General features: G+C 49.0%; 20 protein-coding genes. 16 read left to right on the top strand and 4 right to left on the bottom strand.

Annotation, left to right across the window (positions count from 1 at the left end; genetic code table 11):
- Positions 1–70 precede the first annotated feature (70 nt).
- The 8 genes from MKY82_RS02085 (at position 71) to MKY82_RS02120 (ending at position 7,380) form a co-directional block, all read left to right on the top strand.
- Positions 71–643 (top strand): hypothetical protein, encoded by a 573-nt coding sequence (locus MKY82_RS02085; RefSeq protein WP_339295377.1) that lies wholly within the window; start codon positions 71–73, stop codon positions 641–643.
- Between the two features lie 47 nt (positions 644–690).
- Positions 691–1,017, top strand: coding sequence for a hypothetical protein (locus tag MKY82_RS02090; RefSeq protein WP_339295378.1), 327 nt, complete (start codon positions 691–693; stop codon positions 1,015–1,017).
- Between the two features lie 313 nt (positions 1,018–1,330).
- Positions 1,331–2,929 carry an ABC transporter substrate-binding protein gene (locus MKY82_RS02095; RefSeq protein WP_339295379.1) on the top strand — a complete coding sequence of 533 codons (1,599 nt, stop codon included), beginning with the start codon at positions 1,331–1,333 and terminating at the stop codon, positions 2,927–2,929.
- Positions 2,930–3,028: 99 nt separating this feature from the next.
- Positions 3,029–3,979, top strand: a complete 951-nt coding sequence (locus MKY82_RS02100) for an ABC transporter permease (RefSeq protein ID WP_339295380.1) — start codon at positions 3,029–3,031, stop codon at positions 3,977–3,979.
- A gap of 15 nt (positions 3,980–3,994) precedes the next feature.
- Positions 3,995–4,900: an ABC transporter permease gene (locus tag MKY82_RS02105; RefSeq protein ID WP_339295381.1), complete on the top strand. Its 906-nt coding sequence runs from the start codon at positions 3,995–3,997 to the stop codon at positions 4,898–4,900.
- Positions 4,901–4,922: 22 nt separating this feature from the next.
- On the top strand, positions 4,923–5,945 hold the full coding sequence (locus MKY82_RS02110; RefSeq protein ID WP_339221152.1) for an ABC transporter ATP-binding protein: 1,023 nt from the start codon (positions 4,923–4,925) through the stop codon (positions 5,943–5,945).
- Complete coding sequence (locus tag MKY82_RS02115; RefSeq protein ID WP_339221154.1) at positions 5,929–6,930, top strand: oligopeptide/dipeptide ABC transporter ATP-binding protein; 1,002 nt, start codon at positions 5,929–5,931, stop codon at positions 6,928–6,930. The genes MKY82_RS02110 and MKY82_RS02115 overlap by 17 nt, the downstream gene beginning before the upstream one ends.
- Positions 6,931–6,960: 30 nt before the next feature.
- Positions 6,961–7,380 (top strand): OsmC family protein, encoded by a 420-nt coding sequence (locus MKY82_RS02120; protein WP_156088564.1) that lies wholly within the window; start codon positions 6,961–6,963, stop codon positions 7,378–7,380.
- Between the two features lie 85 nt (positions 7,381–7,465).
- On the opposite strand, the gene MKY82_RS02125 is transcribed toward MKY82_RS02120, so the two are convergent.
- Both MKY82_RS02125 and MKY82_RS02130 read right to left on the bottom strand, forming a co-directional pair.
- A complete protein-coding gene (locus tag MKY82_RS02125) occupies positions 7,466–8,065 on the bottom strand; it encodes an NAD(P)H oxidoreductase (RefSeq protein ID WP_220686837.1) in 600 nt (199 codons plus the stop codon).
- Positions 8,062–9,066 carry a hypothetical protein gene (locus tag MKY82_RS02130; RefSeq protein WP_339295382.1) on the bottom strand — a complete coding sequence of 335 codons (1,005 nt, stop codon included), beginning with the start codon at positions 9,064–9,066 and terminating at the stop codon, positions 8,062–8,064. Before MKY82_RS02130 ends, MKY82_RS02125 begins: the two co-directional genes overlap by 4 nt.
- 179 nt (positions 9,067–9,245) lie before the next feature.
- Here MKY82_RS02130 and MKY82_RS02135 point away from each other — a divergent pair, with 179 nt between their 5' ends.
- Positions 9,246–9,584: a helix-turn-helix domain-containing protein gene (locus tag MKY82_RS02135; RefSeq protein WP_216532872.1), complete on the top strand. Its 339-nt coding sequence runs from the start codon at positions 9,246–9,248 to the stop codon at positions 9,582–9,584.
- A 374-nt stretch (positions 9,585–9,958) separates the two neighbouring features.
- Positions 9,959–11,977: an EAL domain-containing protein gene (locus tag MKY82_RS02140; RefSeq protein ID WP_339295383.1), complete on the top strand. Its 2,019-nt coding sequence runs from the start codon at positions 9,959–9,961 to the stop codon at positions 11,975–11,977.
- A gap of 102 nt (positions 11,978–12,079) precedes the next feature.
- Here MKY82_RS02140 and splB read toward each other — a convergent pair whose 3' ends face one another.
- Positions 12,080–13,105: a spore photoproduct lyase gene (gene splB, locus MKY82_RS02145; RefSeq protein ID WP_339295384.1), complete on the bottom strand. Its 1,026-nt coding sequence runs from the start codon at positions 13,103–13,105 to the stop codon at positions 12,080–12,082.
- Between the two features lie 230 nt (positions 13,106–13,335).
- On the opposite strand from splB, the gene MKY82_RS02150 reads away from it, so the two are divergent.
- The 6 genes from MKY82_RS02150 to MKY82_RS02175 all read left to right on the top strand — a co-directional run bounded on the left by MKY82_RS02150 (position 13,336) and on the right by MKY82_RS02175 (position 20,887).
- On the top strand, positions 13,336–14,088 hold the full coding sequence (locus MKY82_RS02150; protein ID WP_194540549.1) for a response regulator: 753 nt from the start codon (positions 13,336–13,338) through the stop codon (positions 14,086–14,088).
- On the top strand, positions 14,057–15,706 hold the full coding sequence (locus MKY82_RS02155) for a histidine kinase (protein WP_339295385.1): 1,650 nt from the start codon (positions 14,057–14,059) through the stop codon (positions 15,704–15,706). The genes MKY82_RS02150 and MKY82_RS02155 overlap by 32 nt, the downstream gene beginning before the upstream one ends.
- A 205-nt stretch (positions 15,707–15,911) precedes the next feature.
- Entirely contained in the window at positions 15,912–17,549 is a 1,638-nt protein-coding gene (locus MKY82_RS02160; RefSeq protein ID WP_339295386.1) for an extracellular solute-binding protein, read from the top strand.
- Positions 17,550–17,735: 186 nt separating this feature from the next.
- Positions 17,736–18,605, top strand: a complete 870-nt coding sequence (locus tag MKY82_RS02165) for an ABC transporter permease subunit (RefSeq protein WP_339224288.1) — start codon at positions 17,736–17,738, stop codon at positions 18,603–18,605.
- A 10-nt stretch (positions 18,606–18,615) separates the two neighbouring features.
- Positions 18,616–19,503, top strand: a complete 888-nt coding sequence (locus MKY82_RS02170) for a carbohydrate ABC transporter permease (protein WP_098741533.1) — start codon at positions 18,616–18,618, stop codon at positions 19,501–19,503.
- A gap of 220 nt (positions 19,504–19,723) precedes the next feature.
- Positions 19,724–20,887, top strand: a complete 1,164-nt coding sequence (locus MKY82_RS02175; protein ID WP_194540552.1) for a GntR family transcriptional regulator — start codon at positions 19,724–19,726, stop codon at positions 20,885–20,887.
- A gap of 205 nt (positions 20,888–21,092) precedes the next feature.
- On the opposite strand, the gene MKY82_RS02180 is transcribed toward MKY82_RS02175, so the two are convergent.
- Positions 21,093–22,340 (bottom strand): glycosyltransferase family 2 protein, encoded by a 1,248-nt coding sequence (locus MKY82_RS02180; protein ID WP_339295388.1) that lies wholly within the window; start codon positions 22,338–22,340, stop codon positions 21,093–21,095.
- Positions 22,341–22,344 lie beyond the last annotated feature (4 nt).

The raw sequence follows: 22,344 nt of genomic DNA on the forward strand, positions 1-22,344 counted from the left end.
GCTATCCATATGCAGAAATCAATGGTCATTGAATGCTTGATCAACCGGATGGTGAAGGGAGGCGATGCAAATGGAACGAAGAAGGGAACTTATGGCCGCCGCTGTAAGCAGGTTCGGACTCTTGGAGCGGGATCGACTTCAGACGCATTTTTCCGAACACAGCCTTGTCTGTTCTTATCGAAGGGGGGCGGAGACCGTGTATGTACGCTTGACCGACGAGTCCCATAAACCGTATGCAAAGATTGCAGGCGAGGTGCAGTGGGTGGAGTTTCTCGGGAGTAACGGCGTTTGCGTTGCGAGGCCGCACTACTCGGCGGCAGGAAATCTTGCGGAGCGGATTCGGATGGAGGATCATGACTATACGGCGGTCTGTTATGAGGAAGCCAAGGGGCGTCCGGTCGGGGAGAACGATGCCGATGAGAGCTTACACAGGCGAATGGGCCAATTCATGGGGCGCATGCACGGCATCACCAAGGGTTACATCCATCTGGATCCCGTCACAAAACGTCCTGATTGGTCGGAAGAGGCGGGAAAAGTTCGGCGTATTGCTTTACCGCCATCCGAGAAGGAGATCACCCTTGGTTATCAGGCATTGCTCCATTATATATCAGAGTTCCGATTGCTAAGAACGCTTATGGACTGATCCATGCGGATTTCCATTACGGCAATTTTTTCGTGCATGAGGATTCATTGTGTCTGATTGATTTTGATGCGAGCCGATATTCATGGTTCGTGGATGACATTGCGGTAGCCGCGTTTTTCTCAGGTTTAACCGAAGGAGCCGATTCGGACCTGGACAGGTTTCTGATCCCGTTCCTGGAAGGATACCGTCTGGAGCATCATCTGGAGGAGAAATGGCTTCGAGAAATCCCGTATTTCATGAAGCTGAGAGAAATGGGTCGGTATATCAAGCTGTTCCATGCCTGCGGCGGAGTATTCGACAAACTCCATCCGTGGGGGCAGTGGTATATGAAAGGGCGTAGGGAAAAGATTCTGCAAGGCGATCTGCCACTTTAATAAACGCAGCCTTGGTTCGAAAGACGGAACCAGGGCTTTTTTATATTTAGCGGGAGGGCTGGCTGCGAAGGTTGATGCCATGGAGAGGAACGAAATCCTTGCATGTTGAATCTATTAATTTTCGTGAACAGGAAATTAATTCTAGCACGATCAATTATTGCATTGACAGCAAATTCCGAATCCATTAGTATGTGCATAACTTATTAAACCTACCAGATAACTTAGAATTTAGGGGTGCGTTCGTTTCACGAGTTTTGACAGAGCATGATGCATACATTTCATATGCAAATGTCTACTACATGGGGGGATTACAATGAAAGCCAGAAAGTTAGGTTTACTCTTATCGTCGATCGTGCTGATGCTGTTGATCGCGGCATGCGGCAGCGGTTCCGATCAGGCTGCAGAGGGAGCAGCTGAAGACAATGGAAGTGAAAAGCAAACCGAGCAGAAAGAGTACAAAGACGAGCTGAACATCGCGCTTACGGCTCAGCCGCCCACGTTGGATACGGCCTTGACGGTATCGGCGGTTGCGCTGGATACGGCAGGCAACATCTTCGAGCAGTTGTACACACTGAACGCAAACTATGAGCCTGTACCTGCTCTGGCAGAGTCCGTCGAACGAAGCGAGGATGGATTAACGTATACGTTCGCCCTTCGCCAAGGCGTGAAGTTCCACAACGGGAAAGAGATGACGTCCGAGGATGTTGTAGCATCGATGAACCGCTGGCTGGTGACTTCGTCCCGTGCGAAGGTGCTGCTGACGAATGCTAAATTCGAAGCCGTCGATACGTATACCGTGAAGCTGACCGTAGAGGCGCCTACGTCGGACGTGTTGATTCTTATTGCATCGCAAGCGCAGTTCCCTTCCATCATGCCGAAAGAGATTGTAGAATCAGCGCCGGCTGACGGGATCAAGGAGTACATCGGTACGGGTCCTTATAAATTCCAGGAATGGAAGCAGGATCAGTACATACATTTGGTGCGAAACGACGATTATTATCAGGTGGCGGATACGGAGCCGAGCGGATTTGACGGGCGAAAAGAAGCTCCTACCCAGAATCTGTACTTCCATTTCGTCACGGACCACTCCACGCGGATTGCAGGCGTGAAGACCGGACAGTACGATGTGGCGGATAGCATTCCGATCGAAAGCTATGATGAGCTTGCTGCCGACAACAATATCAATTTGCTTTCGTTCCCTGGTGGTGCACTGACGGCATTTTTCAATACCAGCGAGGGATTGTTACAGGACGTGAAGATTCGCCAGGCCATTCTCGCCGCGTTTAATAATGAGGAGATCATGTTGGCGAGCTTTGCCAAGCCGGATTTATACTCCTTGGCACCGGGTTACCTGAATACGAACCAAGTCCAATGGTCGACCGAAGCCGGAGCGGAGTATTACAACCAGTCGAACCCGGAGAAGGCCAAGCAGCTGCTGCAAGAGGCCGGTTATAACGGCGAAGAAATCACGCTGCTGACGACCAAAGACTATAACGAGATGTACACGGCCACATTGGTCATTCAGGAGCAGCTTCGTCAGATCGGCATGAACGTAAAAGTGGAGAACTTCGATTTCCCGACGTTCCTGGAAACGAAGAACGACCGCTCCAAGTGGGACATTTTCGTTGCGAGCACGGGCTATCAGATTACGCCGCCGCAGCTGTTGGCCGTCAATCCGGATTGGGCCGGACTCGACAATGAAACGGTCAAGCAGGCACTGATCGATATTCGCGGGGCAGCCACGCCGGAAGCCGCCAAGCAGGAATGGGAGAAACTGCAGGGCTTCCTGTACGAATTTGCCTCCTCCACCGTGATCGGACATTATAATGGCGTCGTCGCCACAACGAAGAAGCTTGAAGGCTTCGAGCTGTTTGAAGCGCCGGTGGTCTGGAATGCCAAAGTAGCGAAGTAAGCATATATGGAGGGTGTTACAAGTTACCGAAGTAACTTCGATAACACCTTCCTTTTTTGAAATTGGATTCATAGACCATGTACAAATGAGGGATTTGTAGTGCTGGCTTATATTACGAAAAGACTTTTGTCGCTGATTCCCGTGCTGGCCGTTGTCACCATCGCTATTTTTCTGATCATCCACATTACGCCAGGAGATCCGGCGGCGGCGATATTGGGCATGGAGGCGTCGCAGGAGGAAATACAGAAGCTGAATCAAGATCTGGGCTTAGATCGCCCGATACTCGAACAGTATACAAGCTGGGTAGCCAACGTATTTAAGGGAGATCTGGGGGATTCGATCTTCATGAATCAGCCGGTTAGCGAAGCCATCGCGGAGCATATCACCCCAACGCTATCGTTAGCCATTCTGGCGCAGGTTATCGCAATTATACTGGCGATTCCCTTCGGGATTATCGCTGCTTACAAGCGAGGGTCCATCGCAGATTATTCGCTGATGGGGATGTCCTTGCTGGGCATGGCCTTACCCAGTTTTTTGCTGGGATTGTTCCTCATGCTGTTTGTTGGCGTCAAGCTGCAGTGGCTGCCGGTCGCTGGATATGAACCGCTGAGCAGCGGGCTCTGGGAACATATAAAGTATCTGATTCTTCCCGGTATTTCGCTTGGGACCATACAGGCGGCCCTGATCACGCGGATGACCCGTTCGTCCATGCTGGAAGTGCTGAATTTGAATTTCATCAAGACAGCCAGATCCAAAGGCCTGCATGAAATGAAGGTGCTGTTCAAACATGCGTTTCGGAGCGCGTTTCTGCCCATTCTGACCGTTATTGGACAAACATTCGGCACTTTGGTGACAGGGGCCGTGGTTGTGGAGGCGATATTCAATATTCCCGGATTGGGTCAATTGATCTTAGATTCCATTGCCAGAAGAGATTTTGCAGTGATCCAAGGCGTGGTGCTTGTTGTCACACTCATGTACGTCACCATCAACTTGATTATCGACTTGCTGTATGGCGCGGTTGATCCGCGTGTTCGTTTGGAACGCAAATAAAAGAGGTGTGATTGGATGGCAACTGTTCAGGAAAAAGAATACGTCGCTCAAGTCAGTAAAAAGCTGAAAAAAGAGCAGCGTGCACTAGGATATCGCCGATTGAGGTCGAACTACGGGCTGTTGATCGGAGCGACCATCTTTGTTTTATTGGTAATTCTGGCGCTGATCGGACCGCTCTTCACAACCTACGGCCCGTACGACATGAAAGTTGTAGACCGTTTAACGCCGCCAGGGGCCGAGCATTGGCTGGGTACCGACAAATTTGGCCGGGATTTGTTAACCAGGCTTCTCTACGGTGCCAGGGTATCGATCAGCGTAGGACTGGCGGTTGCGCTGCTGTCCTCGGCATTGGGGCTCGTGATCGGCGTCTATGCGACGTATTATAAAACGCTGGATCATATTCTTATGCGCATCTGTGACGGGTTGATCGCGATTCCGGGAATCCTGCTCGCCATTGCCTTAATGGCAGCACTCGGCGCATCCGCCATCAATGTCATCACGGCGCTAACCATCGTGTTCACGCCGAATATTGCCCGGGTCGTTCGCTCGGCCGCGCTGGTGGTACGCGAGCAAACCTACATCGAGGCGATGCATGTCCAGGGAGCAAGCGCAACGCGCATCATATGGCAGCACATCGTGCCGAATGTAATGTCGCCTCTATTGGTACAGGCGACATTCGTATTTGCTGAAGCCATTATATCCGAGGCCGCGCTAAGCTTTCTCGGAGCGGGCATTCCTGCCCCTGAAGCCAGCTGGGGGAACATTCTGCAAGCAAGCAAACTAGTTATTTATAAGGCATGGTGGATGGTCGTATTCCCCGGGGCCACGCTCGTTTTGTCTGTACTCAGTCTGAATTTGCTGGGCGACGGGCTGCGCGACTTGCTGGATCCCCGCGTGAAGCAAAAGTTGAGAAAGTCATGAATATAAAGCTGGAGGTATTTTCATGAATAACGAGCCTCTATTGGAAGTGAGAAATCTAAAAACGCATTTTCATACCGAGCGGGGGAAAGTGACGGCCGTGAACGGAGTCAGTTTTTCCATGAATAAAGGCGATATCATCGGCATTGTCGGAGAATCCGGCAGCGGAAAGAGCGTCATGTCCCAATCGATCATGAGGCTGCTGGACCATACGGATGCGATCGAGTACGAGGGGGAGATCCTGTTTGAGAAGCAGGACCTGCTGTCTCTTTCGCCTTCTAAATTACGGGCGGTCCGCGGCGACAAAATCTCCATGGTTTTTCAGGACCCGCTTACGTCCCTAAGTCCCGTGTATACGATAGGTAATCAAATCGGGGAAGCCATTCGTCTCCATCAGAGGAAGTCCAAGAAGGAAGCTCGTCAACAAGCCATTGAGATTCTGCGGATGACGGGTATTCCATCTCCGGAGGTGAGGGTGGATGAATATCCCCATCAGCTGTCGGGAGGAATGCAGCAGCGGGCGATGATTGCCATGGCACTCTCCTGTGAGCCGAACCTGTTGATTGCGGATGAACCGACAACCGCGCTCGACGTAACGATTCAGGCGCAGATTCTGGAGCTGATCGCCGATTTGAACCGCAAAATGGGCATGGGCGTGCTGTTTATCACGCATGATCTGGGTGTCGTATCGGAAATTTGTACGGGCGTGAAAGTGATGTACTTGGGGCAAATCGTGGAAGAAGCCCCCACGGAACAGCTGTTTCGTAAACCGCTCCATCCTTATACGCAGGGACTGATCCAATCGATCCCCAAGCTGGAAGGAGACAGAAACGATGAGCTTCATGTCATTGAGGGAACGGTGCCCTCTCTGACGGATATTCCGCAGGGCTGCGGCTTCTCTACGCGATGCCCTTATGCCGATGAATTATGCCGTACCTCGGAGCCGCCGATGCAAACGGCACATATGGACCATCGAGTGAAGTGCTGGCATTACGAGGCCATAAACGAGTCGAAAGGGAGGGAGACAACCGTTGGAACAAACAGCTGATCATTCGATTTTAAAGGTAAGCTCCCTTCACAAGCAGTTCCCGGTATACGGATCCTTCGGTAAGTTATGGGGCGCCAAGGGATATGTAAAAGCCGTAACGGATGTTTCTTTTCAATTAAGAGAGGGAGAGACGTACGGACTTGTCGGAGAATCCGGTTCCGGTAAAACTACCACGGGGCGTACGATCCTAGGATTAACCCCGGCAAGCCAAGGTCAGGTTCTATACCGGGACCGGGATTTGGCTGCGATGTCGAGGAAGGAAATCCGGAAATTCCGCAAGGACGTACAGCTTGTTTTTCAAGATCCGTTCTCTTCGCTTAACCCGAGGAAAAGAATCGGCCGAATTCTGGAGGAGCCCCTGATTATTCATAAAATGGGAGACAAGGCAGAGCGTCGGGAAAAAGTATTTCACATCCTGAAAACCGTGGGCCTGCAGCCGGAGCATTATTTCCGTTTTCCTCATGAATTCTCGGGCGGTCAGCGCCAGCGTCTGGGCTTGGCGCGCGCGCTTATCATGAATCCGAAGATTATCGTATGCGACGAGCCGGTCTCGGCACTGGACGTCTCCATTCAGTCGCAAATTTTAAATATGCTCAAGCGTCTGCAGCGGGAATTGAAATTAACGCTATTATTTATTACGCATGATATCAGCGTGGTTCGGTATATTTCCGATCGGATCGGCATTATGTATCTCGGGAAAATCGTGGAAGAAGCTTTAACGGATGATCTATTCCATGAGCCGTTGCATCCCTATACGAAGGCGCTGTTCTCAGCGGTACCCGACTTTACCCGCAGCCGATTACAGGACCGGGTGATATTGCGGGGGGAAATCCCGTCCCCTTTATCTCCGCCGAGCGGCTGTGTTTTTCATACGCGCTGTCCCTTTGCAACGGATGTCTGCAAGGCAGAAGTTCCGGCTTTAAGAGAAGTTCGGCCCAACCAGAAGGTAGCTTGCCATCTTGTTGATGAGAGCCGTTCATCCTGAACGAAGACAAAAAGAAAAGAGGCTAAGAACATGACAACATTAAAAATCGTAGAGGGTCAGGATCGGATATTCAATGAGGCTGGGGTTCAGCTCGTCGGAAACCACGGCCCGAATCTGGAGGGCGGTTTGTCTCCGAGAGAACTTCTGGAGGCGTCCCTGGCGCTATGCGTATCCATTTCGCTCCAAAAAATAATGGCTTACGACGGCGTGGATTATGATAAATCCTCCATTCATATCGAAGTGTCGTCGGTAAAGGCAGAAGATAAAAGCAATAAGTTCTCGCATTTTAACGTCCATGTCACGCTGCCGCAAACGCTGGATCCCGCCTACAAGGAGAAGCTGAAATCTGTTGTAGAACGAGCCTGCACGATCGGCAATACGCTGAAGAGCGAGGCCGTTGTTGAACTGATCGAGGTGAATGAATCCATCGAAACGAGCAGCAATGCGTAACTCGTAAGCTTCTGTGTTCATCTTTTATGCTAATCCGACAACAGCCTTTGTCCAGGATTCATCGTGGACTAAGGCTGTTGTGTTCTTAGGAACCGTGCAATGCACTATTTGAATCGGCATAATGCAATCCCAGCTGATAAGCTCGTTCGAGCAAACTCTCCATATGCTCCGGTCTGGCCTCTAGCGTATCATAGAAGAATTCCACACGGGAATTCTTGATTCCGGAGTAGTCGGCCATTCCAACATTGAGGGAAAGGGATAACATCTGATCATAGCCCCGCTTGGCGAAATGATCCTCCGAAGCCCCTGCTAACGCAAGCCATAACACCTGTTGGTGATGAAGCTTTGAGCCTCCGCCGTAAGCGAAGCCATGATTCCAGACACGATCGATATACCCTTTCAGCATGGCAGGTACTCCGTACCACCATACCGGGAAGATATAGGCCAGCGCGTCGTGCTCCTTCATCCGTGCGATTTCAGCCTCAACCTCAGGAGAATAGATCTTGGAAGGGTCAGACCAATCGGGTTCGTCTGCCTCCCACAGGACCGGATCGAAACCGATGCGGTGGAGGTCCAGAATTTCCGCTTCATGCCCGGCGTCCCTAAGCCCTTGTACAAACTTCTCGGTTACTGCAAATGTAAAGGAATTTTCACGTGGATGTGTAACAACTGTTAATACCTTCATGAGGGTTCACCTACTCTTTCTTCTCTTCGAATTTGAATGCCAAATTGTTCAATACGTGCCATTGCGGTTTCAAGAGGAACCAGCGTTTCCGGTAGATAGAAGCCTCCGGGAGCAGGAGATGAGCCGTCCCAGCCAAGAATGCGCTCAATGGACAGGAGAATACCGAGGGCCGTAAAATGCGCCTGTCCCTTCGGATCGGTCAACGTGATTCTCCGTTTCGCGTAACGGCCGTCAAGAAGTACGCCTTCAAGGTCAATGTAGAGGTCTTGGGAGGCTCTGCCTCCAGCCCGTGTTCCTATGGAGTCATGGATGGCGAAGTCGAATCGAATATTAGGCGCTCCCGTAACAGCCGCGAGGCTTGGAATATCCAATAAACTCATGGGATGGCCTTCTACCCGAAGACCATTAGAAAGACTTATGCTCCTCGGATACTTTGCAGCCTCAACCCATTTCCATCTCCCGTTTTCCCGGATAAGGGCACGGTTGATAAACCCTTCGGTATCTTCCAGCGTCATAGGGCCCATCGGATCGCGTTCATCATAGTGACCCGCCAAGCCGATCGATTGGACGCTTTGGAAAGACTTCGCCTCCTGATATGCGACCAAGGTCAGAATCCCTGCTTGCGAATGTCCCAGAGGGACAATGGGTGCTTGAGGGGGATGACTTTGCATGGCGAATAGCATAGGTGTCAGCTCGTCGGCAAGCTTCGTGATTCCGATATGTGCAATTCCTTTTGCGAGGGCTTCTTGAATGAGGAAGTCGGCCGGATCCTGAATCGTAGAAACGATGAGGTCGGCTTGATCCAGCTCCCCTGGAGCCAGACCCTGGCGGATATCTAAAAAAGCGGTGCGGGCGTTTCCTAGCTCCTGTACCAATAAGCTCCCCTTCTCGGGATTCCTTCCGGCGAGAATAATCTCGGTTTCTTGATTGATCGTTCGGATATGCCGGGCAACGGCACACCCGATTACGCCATAACCTCCGGCAATGTAAATACGCTGCATGTTATTTCACCCCCATGTTTTTATGATGCAGTACTGGTATAAGGGGATTATGTAACATATAATGACGGAAAGGAAGTACGCACTTAATTGTTCTATAAGCACCTAAAAGTATCATTAGTACCCCAAAGTGCCTGTTGTTAGAGATATGCCACTTACGTTCAAAAAGGAGAGAAGTTCTTATGAATGGGGAGCGACAATACAATATTCCGTCTGAGGCGACCATGGACGTCATCGGCGGCAAGTGGAAGGTCATTGTGCTGTGTCACTTAAGTTATGGCCCCAAGCGAACGAGTGAAATTAAGAAGCAGATGCCGGATATTACGCAGAAAATGTTAACCCAGACGCTGCGGGAGCTGGAGGAGGACGGGATTATCACGCGAACGGTCTTTAATCAAGTGCCGCCTAAGGTCGTGTACGAGCTGAGTGAAATGGGCGTTTCGCTGCAACCGATCCTTGATCAAATCTGTGAATGGGGCGAGATGTACTTGAATGGGAAAGCGAAGGTAGTCACACCTTGAGGACAGACAAAATATAAGCTGCTGACCTAATAAAGGACCCGCAGCTTTTTTTATTTTCCAAATAGAGTGTTGTCGCTCATCATTTCTCATAGGGCAGAGGATAAGTCGAGATACCTGCAGAATAATTTAGTTCTTTAGACTCATCTCGATTCGGGAGCGTTCGAACATTTCTCTGTTTGTCGAGAAATTGAATAGTTACTAAAGATATAATATGGATATGGTGCAGGGCTGTGAAGCCGCGGAAATAAACATTGCTTTTTTCTGATATGCACCGGGGCGAGTCACCGTGAATTAATAGAAACGTTATCCGCTAGGAAACGTATGATCTTCATAGGGCTTAAGAATTACTCACAAAAGGGGTGTGTGCAGCTCAGATGGACGGCAATTATAACTATTATATTGTTGGGCTCTCAATTGCGATTGCTATACTTGCTTCATACTCGGCTTTAAATATTACGTCGAAAATTTCAGATGCGAACGGTAAATCCAAGTTTTTTTGGCTTTTCGGCGGGGCCATGGTCATGGGAAGCGGCATTTGGTCCATGCATTTTGTCGGCATGCTGGCGATGCACATGAATATGAATGTGAGATACGATGTCTTTCTGACCATCATGTCGATGCTCGTCAGCGTGGTTTCCTCCTTCATCGCGTTTTATATTACGATGCCCAGAAATATTAACTGGTTCAAAATCGCCATTGGCGGCTTCATTATGGGAAGCGGCATCGTTATCATGCATTACACGGGAATGGAGGCCATGGTCATACATGCCGAAATTAGTTATGATCCCGGCATTTGGGTACTGTCCGCCATCATTGCATTGGTAGCCTCCTATGCGGCTTTGCTATTGTTTCTCCGTTTTCGGAATCATCCCAAATCCAGCTTTCTCAAGTGGGGTTCGGCGGTTGTCATGGGCTTCGCCGTATGCGGAATGCATTATACAGGAATGAAAGCTGCACGGTTTGAGGCTCATGCCGGTATGCTTACGAAGCAGCCGCAGTCTGTCGATTTTCTGCTTCTGTATGGTGTAACGGTCGCGATTTTTGCCATCCTGCTGATCTCCTGGGGGGCGATGTTCTTTGATCGGCATGTGCTGGAAAAGCTGGCCTATCAGGATACGATCACGGGATTGCCTAATCGCAATGAAATGAACCGATTCTTCGAGACGAATTCCGAGACAGAGCAGATTACGATCCTGTTTCTGGATTTGGACCAATTTAAGGCGATCAACGATACGCTGGGTCACAATGTTGGAGATCTGCTGGTCCAGGAAGTAGGTAAGCGACTGCGTCAATTCATTGGAAACGGCCAGCAGGTATTCCGGATCGGCGGGGACGAATTTCTGATTATTCTGAAGCAAAGCGACCCGGTATATGCCCAGCATTTAGCTGATGATATACTCCAACGAATAAAAAACGTGTACTATATTGACGGTAACGAGTTGTATGTGACGGCAAGTATCGGAATCAGCATCGGCTCCGTTCATAGCTCTGACCGTACGACGCTGCTCAAGAATGCGGATACCGCCATGTATAAAGCGAAGGGACTCGGCAAGAATCAGCAGTGCCTCTATGACGAGGAGATGGGTCTTCAAGAGGTTCGCAAAATGGAATTGGAGAAGGACCTGCAACGAGCGCTTGAACTGAAGGAGTTCTTCATTGTGTATCAGCCCAAATGGAATGTGCAAAGTGATCGCTTGGTCGGATTCGAAGCGCTGCTCCGCTGGAAACACCCCCGCTTGGGCGTGATATCCCCGCTTGAATTCATTCCGATTGCCGAAGAGACGGGGCTCATTATACCGATGACCCGATGGACGCTTGAGGAAGCTTGCAAACAGTGCAGAATTTGGCAGGAGAGAGGGATTGTCCAGCCGGTCTCGGTGAATTTATCGGTTCGTTTATTCCATGGCGACAATCTGCTGGAGCTTATTCAGAACGTGCTGGATAAGGCGAATCTGGAACCTCGCTTATTAGAGCTTGAGATAGCGGAGTCCATGGTGCTGCACGATGTCAATGATATTATCCGCCAGCTTGGGAATATCAGGTCCTTGGGGGTTAAGGTCTCCATGGATGATTTCGGAACCGGCTATTCCTCGATTGGGCTCCTGGACCGGATTCCAATTGATGCTTTAAAGCTGGACAGACAGTTTACCAATGATTTGGACACGCCCAGCAAGCGTGCCATCGTTAACGCCATCGTTCTTATGGCAGAGAATTTGAATCTGGATGTCATTGCGGAAGGTGTAGAGAACAAGGAGCATATCGACTTTTTGACCGGACTTGGCTGCCATGTCATGCAAGGTTATTATTACGGAAAGCCGATGGATATCAATGAGATTAAGGTTTGGATGTACGAGCAAGATCACAAGAACGAAGAGATTGTGACCCTGCGATGAAAAATAGATACAGATCATACGAATAACGGGCACCGTGAGGTGTCCGTTATGTTGTTGAAGGAACATTATAAACCCTGCTTCGGGTCCCTCAAGTTTCTGCCATTAAACAAAATAGGCAATTTTCGCAAAAGGAAAATATTCTCTGATCCCCTTCTCGAACAACTGCTGGAACTCCTCGACGGTTTCGGCCTTATAGACATATTTGAACTTTCCGTATCTCCCCCATTTTAACTGCCGATCTTCCTCGTCCATATTCAGTTTGGTTTTGGGGTAACGCTGTAAAATCGTGTTTTTGGCCGTTTTGGTAAAGCGGTGCTGAATGAGCTCGAACGTCAGATCCTTGACCTCCACATGGCTCAATCGCGCATGAAGCTTCTCTAACAAATGCCAATATCCCTCTTGCCATCCGTCATATTTGACGATTGGGGCAATGATAAAACCTAACGGATATCCGGCTTCGGCAATTTTGCCCGCTGCGTCAATTCGTTCATCGAAGGAAGAGGTACCCGGTTCAAAATAACGGATCACGTAATCGGAATTGATGGAAAAGCGTACCCGGGTATGACCGCCGTGATGGATATTCAGCAGGGAATCGATGTTAGCGAACTTTGTCACGAACCGCAGTCTGCCATATTCCTGCTTGGCCATAAATTCAATGTAATAGGCCAGTGCTCCGGTCAAATGCTCAAGCGATACGGGGTCACCGGTACAAGCCGCCTCGAATCGGGTGATTTCCGGCGCTCGCTCTGCGATATACTGCTTCGCTCGATCCAGAATTTCATCCAGGTTGACATATATTCGGACATAAGGCTTCGAGCTCATGGTGGTTTGCAAGTAGCAGTAATGACAATGTCCCGCACATCCTGTGGTTAGCGGGATGGCATATTCCGCTGACGGCTTAGAGGTATCGAAATCCAATGTTTTCCTGATCCCGACAACCAGGGTTCTCTTGGCGTTCCGGTATTTCTCCGTTTCCGTTTCTCCTGGAATGCCAGTCACTCTATTGTGAGAGGTCGTCATTTTAATAGGGGTGCCTAATTCTTTAAACCATGCATACAGCTTCTTTCCCAGAGGATACTCTAATGCGTCCGGCTCAAAAAAGACCAGTTCCGGGTCAAAACGCTCCAATAATCTGACCTCCCGCTAAATAAGAATATGATGTATAGGATTGGCAGTGGTCATGGCAATCATGCATTGTCGAAGTTAGCAAAAGGCTTGACGGCTGTACAGTCTTAAACATGATTTTGAAAGCCCTTTCTTAAAACTGTGATATACTACGACAAAACAGGTATACCATTATAACAACCTATATTTCCCTATATCAGCCCCATACTTTCACCAGCAAAGGAGATTGTCTGATGTTTAATGTTCTTATTGTTGACGATGAGTCCATTCAAAGAGAAGGCATTAAGGATTTGATCTTTCAGTACCGCTTCCCCTTTCAGGTATTGGAAGCCGAGAACGGAATGAGTGCGAAGCGAATTCTGCTGCAAAACGCGATTGACATCCTGATCACCGACGTCAGAATGCCTCTTATGGACGGACTGGAACTGAGCAAGCAAGCCCGAAAGACCCAGCAGGATTTAAAAATTGTCATCTGCAGCGGGTATGACGAATTTGAGTATGCCCGCAGCGCTATCCGATTGGGCGTGGTAAATTACTTGCTCAAACCGCTTGTCAGGGAAGAGTTTCTGCAGGTGATGGAGGATATTACACAGATCAGTCCTTATGGCGGGGAGCTTGAACAGGTTACGATCGAATCGAAGGTCATCCGTCAGGTTAAAGACTATGTGAAGGATCATCACCAGCGGGATATTTCGTTGTCGGATGCCGCCGAGGATGTGTACCTGTCTCCGGGGTATTTGAGCATTTTATTTAAAAAAGAAACCGGGGAGAACTTCTCGAAGTATTTGACCGACTACCGCCTGCGGAGGGCAAGCTATCTACTGAAACACTCAAATATGAAAGTCAATGATATTGCAGGAGCGGTGGGTATCGACAACCACTCTTATTTTGCCAAGCTGTTCAAGAGCAAGTTCGGCGTAAGTCCCTTACAATACAGAGAGTGCGGGGTGCTCCATGATCGGATGGATAAAGAGCAAGTTCAATGATATCCGGTTCCGCAACAAGCTGCTGTTGTCCCATCTCATCATTGCACTCATTCCGATTCTATTGCTAGGACTGCTCTCCTTTATCCAGTCCTACCGCATTCAGATGAAGGAATTACGGAGCGAAGCGGAAGCCAGCCTGGAACAGGTGGCCAACATAATGGATTATAAGATCAACCGGTACAATACGCTGAGCGAGTTCATGGTACTGAACCGGGAGCTATCGCAAATTTTCATTAAGGACTATGAAGAGAACTATTTTAACATGTACCTGGATTTCCGGGACATTCTGGAGCCATTGATCTCGAACATTCGGCTAATGGATGATGATATTGAAGCCATTACCTTTTATACATCCGGAGAACTGCTCGGGATTCGCGATAATATTTTGCCCATCGGGGAACTCAAGAGCAAGTCTTGGTACGATGGATTTCGCGGAAGGCGCTGGATTGTGGACGGGGAGAAGCTGTATCTCGTCCAGGAATTGATCAGCAATCCCAAGGACAGCAATTTCATGGTGATTTCCATTCAGCATGACAGCATCTTTGCTGATATGGACAAACTGTCGGAGCATGTAGCGGTTCATATCGAGGATGCTGAGCAGCGTGTGATTTTCAAGGAAAGGAAGGAGTCCGATGCTTCAGCCGATTTGGAGAGTGGGGAGACGGGCGGTCTGAACCTAAGCCGGTCGCTCGCCAATAATGGATGGACGATTCACTATAATCTGCTGAATACGAATGCATATGCAAATGCGCTGGGTATTTTTCAAATTACGTTGTTTGTCATGATCCTCAGCTTGATCATTACATTTCTGCTCATTTATGTGATCTCCAACAACTTTACGCGTCGAATTATCCATATCAAGAACAAGGTAGACAAGGTGGAGCAGAACAACCTCGAGGTGATCATCCAGAGCTCATCTCGGGACGAATTCGGCGAGTTGACCAATGGCATCGGCAAAATGCTGAAACGGATTAACAGTCTAATCTCCCAGGTGTATCAAGCGGAAATCGCCAAGAGGGAAAGCGAATATAACAAGCTGATTAATCAGATTAATCCGCACTTCCTATACAACACCCTCTCCTTTATACGGTGGAGGGCCGAGAAGAAAGCGGATATCGAAACGAGTTATATGGTATCGGCATTGGCCCGGTTCTATAGAACGACGCTGAATCAGGGGAGGCATATGGCTACGATCAAGGATGAGGTGCAGCACATCAAGGCTTATCTGGATTTGCAGCTTATCATGAACGATGGCCGATTTGACGTGGATTACCAGATCGATGAGGAAGTATTAGATACCGAGATCATTCATTTTATTCTGCAGCCGATCGTGGAGAATGCCATCAAGCACGGTTTTGTGGAGGCTGGAGGGGCAGATTACCGCATTCATATTGGGGTTAGCCGGGTCGAAGGGGGCATGAAACTTATCGTCAGCGATAACGGGGTGGGCATGACTCCCGCGCAGGCGGCGAGGCTGCTGGCCGGAGAGAGCGGCGGCTGCGGCGTTCGGAACGTGAACGACCGGATCAAGCTGTATTACGGACTGGATTACGGACTCGATATTCATAGCGAACCAGGCAGCGGAACGGAAGTATCCATGGTTATTCCGGCCTCCTGAACAGCGAGCGTTATTCCCATCCATTATCCATCGTGTTGTTAATGAAAGCGGTGTGCTGAAGCAGCCGCTTTTTCTGGGTTTGAAGTTGAGAACAAGGAAGGTCATGAAAAAAGTGATACATATCCAAAAAATGTTGCATATACGCCAATTATGAAACCGCATACAATTTGGTTATCAACCAAAACGAGAAAAAGGGGATGACAGGATGAACAAGCGTAAAAAGATGGCTTCGCTGCTGCTCGGGTGCATGATGCTGACTGTATTCAGCGGCTGCGGCGGGAGCGCGGGGGACAGCGCACAGCCGCAAATTTCAGAACAGGACTATGAGCCTTACGGGAAATACGAAACGCCGGTGGAATTTACGATCGGCCGGAATACCAATCATGTGAACAACCTGCCTCCCGGCGATACGATAGAGGACAATTTGGCTACCCGCTATGTGGAAGACCGGGTGAACGTAAAAGCTAAGGTGGCTTGGGAGACGGACGATATGGATCAGAAGCTGTCGCTGTCGATGACAACGGGCGATCTGCCGGATGTTATGCTGGTCAGCCGCGATATCTTCAACCAGCTGGTGGATAACGACCTGATTGCCGATATGACGGAGGTGTACGAGAAGACCGCATCCGACGGCGTCAAGAATATCTACGCTTCTTATGGCGACTTGCTGCTGGACCAAGTCAAGGTGGACGGTAAGATCATGGGCCTTCCGATGACGAATATCGGAAACCAGCACCAGCTGCTGTGGGTACGGAAGGACTGGGTGGATAAAGTCGGCGCACAGATGCCGGAATCCGTTGAGGATGTATGGAATCTCGCCAGAACGTTCGTAGAGAAGGACGCCTCGGGAACAGGCAAAACGGTTGGGATGGTGATGGATTCCAATGCCATGAACTTTACACCCGTTTTTGCTGCACGCGGTGCTTTTCCAATGAACTGGATCGAGAAGGATGGCCAGGTTGTGTATGGATCGGTTCAGCCCGAGATGAAGCAAGCGTTGGCGGAGCTGAGCGCCATGTACAAAGAAGGTCTGATTGATAAACAGTTCGCCGTCCGAACGAATGAAGAGAAGGAAGCGCTTGTGATCAACGGGCAGGTAGGGATACTGTTTAACCCATGGTGGATCGGCTACACCAACTACAAGGATTCCATCAAGCAGGATTCCGATGCTGTCTGGGTTGCTGTATCGGCACCCGTGGATGAGAACGGCAAGTTCAAGACCATCCGTCAGGATCCTGTGGGCGGCGGTATCGTCGTAGTCAAGAAGGATTTCGCCCATCCCGAAGCGATCATGAAATCGGTCAATTTAACAACGGATTTCCTGTACTCCTTAACCGATGATGCGGTCAATTACAAGAAAGAGCACCCTGATGAGATGCTGACAGACGCAAGCCGCTGGAATAATGATCCGACACAAATTCCGATGCAAGTGGATTATGACGATGTGTTGAAACGTTATTACGAGGATCTGATGAAGGCGGATGAATCCGGTGATGCTTCCTCCGTGCAGGAAGATCGGGTGGTGTCCTTCAAGGCGTATCAGGAATTCAAGGAAAAAGGAAATGCCATCGACGTGAACACATACGGCGAATACCTCTCCCGCATTGAAGGCCAGCGCGAAGCGAACAATCCGAATCTGGAAGTTATACCTGCCGGCTTCTATGGAACCACCGAGACGATGAAGCTGAAGTGGGCCAACCTCCAAAAGCTCGAAGAGGAGACCATATTGAAAATTATTATGGGACAAGCTCCCGTCGATGAATTCGATAAGTTCGTGGACACCTGGAAGCGTACCGGAGGCGATGAGATTACGGAAGAGGTCAACCAGATGAGCAGCAGATAAAGATAGCATGGGCCTTGGCGCGGAGGGCTATGGTGGTCAGCCGCGCGGGCTTTTTTATTCCATAAGGCTTGTCCTGACAGGGACATGATGGAGGTGAAGCGGACGATGGCGCAAGTGAAAACAACCGTCAATCAAGAGCCGGAAGTACGATACCGGAGGAAAAAGAAACGTAAAACCTTTGACGAAATGACCTATCATGCGATGCTGCTGCCTGGCATGGCCATGCTGTTCATTTTCTCGATTGTGCCGATGTTCGGGGTGGTCATGGCTTTTCAGAAGTTCATCCCTGCAAAAGGAATACTCGGTTCCGCATGGGCAGGTCTCGACAATTTCACGTATATGTTTCAATTGCCTGATGCCAAGCAGATCTTCGTCAATACGCTGGTCATCGCGGTCGGGAAGATTGTTCTCGGATTGATTGTGCCGATCGTATTCGCCCTGCTGCTGAATGAGGTGCGTCTGAAGCTCTTCAAAAGCACGATTCAAACCATTGTGTATTTGCCGCATTTTATGTCATGGGTGGTCCTGGGCACGATGCTGACCATGATCTTTTCCTTTGACGGCATGATTAACAATTTCCTTGAGTTTCTGGGGCTGGAACGAATCATGTTTCTGGCAAGCAACGACTGGTTCAGGCCGCTGCTCATCGTGACGGATACCTGGAAGGAATTCGGTTACGGGACGATTGTGTACTTGGCTGCATTGACGGCGATTAATCCGGCTTTGTATGAATCCGCCGCAATGGACGGCGCAAGCCGCTGGAAGCAGACCCTGAATATCACGCTGCCGGGCATGTTTCCGACGATCATCCTGCTGGGCACGCTGAGTCTCGGCAATGTACTCAATGCGGGATTTGACCAGGTGTTCAACCTGTATAATCCGCTGGTCTACGAGACGGGTGATATTATCGATACGTTTGTGTACCGCATGGGTCTGATCAATATGCAGTATTCGTTCGCAACGGCAATTGGACTGATGAAGTCGGTCATTAGCTTTGTTCTGATCGTTATATCCTACAGGCTGGCCTCAAGGTATGCGGGGTACAAGATTTTCTAGGAGGGTTAGCATGATTCAATCCAAAACGCTGGGCTCAAGGCTGTCCCGCCTGATGATTATGCTCGCGCTCGTTCTAATTACATTTGTGTCGCTGGCTCCCATCGTCAATACGATTATGGTGTCCGTCAGCAGCAGCACGGCTGTGAATGCCGGCCGGGTCTACTTTTTTCCGGTGGAGCTGAACTTCTCATCCTACGGACAGATACTGAATGACACGAAGTTTTGGAAGGCGTTCCTCATATCCGTGGAACGGGTGCTGCTTGGGGGAGCGATCAACATGATCTTAACCATCCTTATGGCTTACCCATTGTCACGGAGCGTCACGCAGTTCCGATCGAGAAACAAATACATGTGGATTATCGTGTTTACGATGCTCTTCAGTGGAGGGATCGTCCCCTGGTATATGGTGATCAGCAAGCTGGGGTTGATCAACAGCATCTGGGCGTTGGTTCTTCCAGGTGCGGTTCCAGTCTTCAACGTGATTCTCCTTATGAACTTCTTCAAGGGAATTCCGAAGGAGCTGGAGGAGGCTGCATTCATTGACGGTGCCGGTCCGCTGAAAATCCTGCTCAAGATCTTCATCCCGATCTCCATGCCCAGTCTGGCGACCATTACGCTGTTTGTCATCGTCGGTCACTGGAACAATTTCTTTGACGGGATCATCCTGATCAATGACAGCGAGAAAATACCGCTTCAGACCTATCTGCAGCAGCTCAGCCTGACGCGCGACCAGATGCAGAATCTCTCGGTCGAACAGCTTCAGCAGTTCAATAAAATCTCCAACACGACCCTGAATTCTGCCAAAATTCTGGTCTCCATGATTCCAATTCTGCTCATCTATCCATTTTTGCAGCGTTATTTAATCCACGGAATCGTCCTGGGGGCCGTGAAGGAATAGTTCAATACACGGAGTAGGTAGTCGACAGGGAACAGCGCTATTGCATGAATCTTTCGGAGCGAAAGATCATGCGGCGCTGTTTTGTCATGAATGGGACTGTTTAGGGAAGGATGATATTTTTCTAAACCGGTTATCCGCGCAACATGGACAAATTAAATATATCATGTTATATTGTTATATGAATCAGCATGTTTTGGAGTACCGTTGGAGGGATATCAATTTGAAAGACGCAGCTTCCGCAAAGCCGATGTATGAACAGATTTTTAACGAGATGAAGCGAAAGATCTCCACACATATTTTCCGCATTGGCGATAAAGTCCCTTCGGAGAAGGAACTCGCGGACGAATACGGAGTTAGTCGAATCACAAGCAAGAAGGCATTAGATATGCTGGCGGCTGAAGGCGTGATTGTGCGTAAGCCGGGCAAGGGATCCTTCGTAGCTGACCCGGATGAGCCCGTGGCACAGAGGGAAACATTTTCCTCGGAGGGCGGAGTTGTCAGAGCAGCTAGCCAAGAGAAGATGATCGGTCTTGTCATTACAGACTTTTCGTCAAGCTACGGAACACGCCTTGTCTACAGCATGGAGCAGTATTCGAGGGAGAATGACTGTTTTCTGGTACTGCGCAGAACGTTTGGAGACCAGGATAATGAGGAATTATCCATTCAGAAGCTGCGCAATCTCGGCGTGAACGGTCTCATCGTTTTTCCCGCTCAGGGGGAATATTTCAATGCCGAAATATTGAAGCTGGTCATTGCCCGGTTTCCGCTTGTCCTGATTGATCGCAAGCTGAAGGGAGTCGCAGCCGCTTCCATCAGTACAGATAATCTGGGAGCAGCCGTTCAGGTAGTGGAGCATTTATTTGATTTGGGACACCGTTATATATCCTTGCTGTCTCCTCCGCCGAGGGACACGACAGCGGTTGAAGAGCGGATTGAAGGGTTCGTGCAGGCTCATGCCGCTCGGGGCATCGCGTTTGATAAGGAGATCTGGATTAGTGACGTGACGGCTACTTTGCCTAATGCCTTCTACGAGAGCAATATTGAACGGGAAATCCAGCGGATCGTGCAGCACTTGCAGGATCACCCGGCAATTACTGCCTTTTTTGCGATCGAATATAACATTGCATTGCTGGCCAAGGTAGCTGCAGAGCGCCTCGGTTTGCGGGTACCGGAGGATTTATCCATCGTATGCTTTGACAGTCCGCAGCTGAATATCGGTGAGGGCTATTTGTTTACCCATATGCGGCAGAACGAGGAAGAAATGGGGAGGCTGGCGATTGAGACGGTACTCGGCATCATGAATCACGATGATGTAGCAGTTGAGAAGCGATTGCCTGCGGAATTGGTGGTTGGAGCATCTACCGGTCCTGTAAAGAGTCGGTGAAGGCGATATATTTGTATTATTGTCCGCTATAGATGTACAAGAACAAACCATGCGCTCGCGTAAATGTGAGCGCATGGTTTGTTGTTTTTCTTTTGAATGGACAACTGCTTCGATATTCAAGTAGAGATCGCAGTTAATATGATATAACATTTCGTTGTTTTATATATTTACTCAAAGTGGTGTTTCTTTGCCATTCGCTTCACATTTATTTTTCTACTTCAATATCGCTCAAATGAATAGCTCTTGTATGCTTTGTAGGATTCCAATTCACGTTCTTCATCGTAATGAGTGACCAAAGGAACAGCGGGACGTAAGTTAGATTGAAGAAGTACAGGTATGCATAGCTCCGAAAGAGGCTTACTTTATTTTTCGAGTCAAGAAACTGTGCGTATCCTACATAAATGAATTGGAATAACAAGCACATCACCCAAACTTGCCAAGGAATCAAATGATGAGCATCTAATAAGTCGGTAGCCATAGACATGAGAACAAGGAGACCAGTGGTTGCACTCAAAACAATTTTGCCAGGGTTAATAAGGTACATAAAACCATCAAAAGCTTTGAAGTCCAGCTTGCTAATGAATCTCCAAATTAATTTGTGAGCGTATTTGAAGCAGACATCCCAATGCCCTCTTGCCCATCGGAGACGTTGAGTGCAGGAAGATTTGAAGCTTTCCGGCTTTTCATCGTACACGCGCGCAAAGTGACACCATTTAGCTGGTACTCCTTCAAGCAAACACTGCATAGTAAACTCAAGGTCTTCCGTTAAGGATCGAGCGGTCCAACCGATCGTTTTGAATAGAGTCGTGTCTACGCAGAACCCGGTTCCACCGATCGCGTTTCCTAACCCCAATCTGGACTTGGCAAGCTGCCAAGAGCGGTTCATGAAAATGTAGCTTATGGAGTAACCTATGGTCACCCAGTTGTCATCTGGATTCTTGGAATCCAGGTAACATTGTATTAATTGATCCCCGTTCAACAAGTGGTTATTCATTTCCCTTAAATAGTTCAACGAGACGAGGTTGTCGGCATCGAAGAAGGCGATACCGTCAAAATCATCGATTAACCTGTCGCCATACTGCTCAATTGCGTATTTGATTCCATAAGGTTTCCCCTTTTGCTCTCCTGGCAGGTATGTATGTTCAATAACAGTAGCACCAAGTTTTCCAGCGATTTCACTTGTTTTATCCTTACATCCATCAGCAATAACGCATACTTCATAGAGCTCTTTCGGGTAGTCCATGTTATGAAGATTCTCTACAAGGTGTCCGATAACCGCTTCCTCGTTGTGTGCAGGAATCATCAGAAGAAATCTTTTCAAAGGCTTATGTTCTTTCAGTTTCTTGGGTTTTCCAAAGCCAAAGAGACTGATCAGCATCCAATATGCCCAGAAGAACAGTAGGAGATATTGAATAAAGGTCAATCCAACACCAAATGCATACTCAAAATTCATTACT

The organism is Paenibacillus sp. FSL W7-1279 (assembly GCF_037969845.1).
In the GTDB taxonomy this organism is placed as follows: domain Bacteria; phylum Bacillota; class Bacilli; order Paenibacillales; family Paenibacillaceae; genus Paenibacillus_AQ.

Bases quoted from the DNA above. Each gene is read 5' to 3' on its own strand.
- MKY82_RS02085 (WP_339295377.1), top strand. From the start codon at position 71: ATGGAACGAAGAAGGGAACTTATGGCCGCCGCTGTAAGCAGGTTCGGA.
- MKY82_RS02095 (WP_339295379.1), top strand. From the start codon at position 1,331: ATGAAAGCCAGAAAGTTAGGTTTACTCTTATCGTCGATCGTGCTGATG.
- MKY82_RS02105 (WP_339295381.1), top strand. From the start codon at position 3,995: ATGGCAACTGTTCAGGAAAAAGAATACGTCGCTCAAGTCAGTAAAAAG.
- MKY82_RS02110 (WP_339221152.1), top strand. From the start codon at position 4,923: ATGAATAACGAGCCTCTATTGGAAGTGAGAAATCTAAAAACGCATTTT.
- MKY82_RS02120 (WP_156088564.1), top strand. From the start codon at position 6,961: ATGACAACATTAAAAATCGTAGAGGGTCAGGATCGGATATTCAATGAG.
- MKY82_RS02125 (WP_220686837.1), bottom strand. From the start codon at position 8,065: ATGAAGGTATTAACAGTTGTTACACATCCACGTGAAAATTCCTTTACA.
- MKY82_RS02130 (WP_339295382.1), bottom strand. From the start codon at position 9,066: ATGCAGCGTATTTACATTGCCGGAGGTTATGGCGTAATCGGGTGTGCC.
- MKY82_RS02135 (WP_216532872.1), top strand. From the start codon at position 9,246: ATGAATGGGGAGCGACAATACAATATTCCGTCTGAGGCGACCATGGAC.
- MKY82_RS02140 (WP_339295383.1), top strand. From the start codon at position 9,959: ATGGACGGCAATTATAACTATTATATTGTTGGGCTCTCAATTGCGATT.
- MKY82_RS02150 (WP_194540549.1), top strand. From the start codon at position 13,336: ATGTTTAATGTTCTTATTGTTGACGATGAGTCCATTCAAAGAGAAGGC.
- MKY82_RS02155 (WP_339295385.1), top strand. From the start codon at position 14,057: ATGATCGGATGGATAAAGAGCAAGTTCAATGATATCCGGTTCCGCAAC.
- MKY82_RS02160 (WP_339295386.1), top strand. From the start codon at position 15,912: ATGAACAAGCGTAAAAAGATGGCTTCGCTGCTGCTCGGGTGCATGATG.
- MKY82_RS02165 (WP_339224288.1), top strand. From the start codon at position 17,736: ATGACCTATCATGCGATGCTGCTGCCTGGCATGGCCATGCTGTTCATT.
- MKY82_RS02170 (WP_098741533.1), top strand. From the start codon at position 18,616: ATGATTCAATCCAAAACGCTGGGCTCAAGGCTGTCCCGCCTGATGATT.
- MKY82_RS02180 (WP_339295388.1), bottom strand. From the start codon at position 22,340: ATGAATTTTGAGTATGCATTTGGTGTTGGATTGACCTTTATTCAATAT.